Raw genomic sequence first — 871 nt, 5'->3', positions numbered from 1 at the left:
CATCCCTCGACTGTGCGGACGCAAGTAGCTGGTTTGCTGGCGCACTTCATTCCCGTTGTTGTCAAACAGTGAGATGACTTTCTTCTCCAGCACCTCTTCGCCCGCTGCATCCTTCATCTGCTCCGTCAGCTGCAGCAGCTCGTTCGCATTCGAATACATGTATTCGCTGCGCTTCACGATGTAAGTCAGCTCGGCTTTGCTGATTGGATCGGTATAACCAGTCGGCTGCTCCGACGTATACGTCTCCAGCATCGACTCCCGATTGCCGCTGCGGTCATACGCGAAGACCGTCGTTTTGCCCGGCGCTTCCGCTTTCACGATACGACCAACTTCATCATACCCATAATTCGTCGCACCGTAGCTGTCCGTTTTCGTCAGCTGATTGCCAGATAAGTCATACGTATAGCTGTATTCAGATAATACAGCACCGTCCGTTTTCGTATTGACCAACTTCAACAGCTGGCTGTTGCGGTCGAACGTGTAGCTTTCCTTCACTCCACCCGCATAAGCAATGGACGTACGGTTCCCGTTCTCATCATAGCTGTAGGATGTCGTTTTCCCTTGTGCCGTTACCGTACTCATACGGCTCGATTGGTCATACGTATAGCTGGTTGTAAAGCCCGTTTTATCTTTCAGGCTCTTCACATTGCCTACCGCATCATACGTATACGCGAGCTGGACTTCTCCATCCTTGGCAACTTCCAGCAAACGGTTGTTTCCATCATACACGTAGCTGCTTTGTCCGCTGCCATCAGTCATGGAAGCACGATTTCCGACTTCATCATACGTATACTGAATCCGGTCCTCGGTTTCAGCCACCGCTTTTTCAACCAGTTGCCCCCGATTGTCATAGCGATATCGCGTGTGGTTG

Annotated in this window: 1 protein-coding gene; it reads right to left on the bottom strand. The window is 51.2% G+C overall.

From position 1 onward, the window contains the following. Positions 1 to 871, bottom strand: an 871-nt coding sequence (locus tag WH37_RS33170; RefSeq protein WP_046234951.1) for a hypothetical protein, incomplete at both ends; no start/stop codon positions are given.

Origin of the sequence: Paenibacillus algorifonticola (assembly GCF_000971975.1) — a bacterium.
GTDB lineage: Bacteria > Bacillota > Bacilli > Paenibacillales > Paenibacillaceae > Pristimantibacillus > Pristimantibacillus algorifonticola.
The sequence above is the reverse complement of the archived record's forward strand: the minus strand, read 5'-3'. Positions and strand labels throughout refer to the sequence as shown.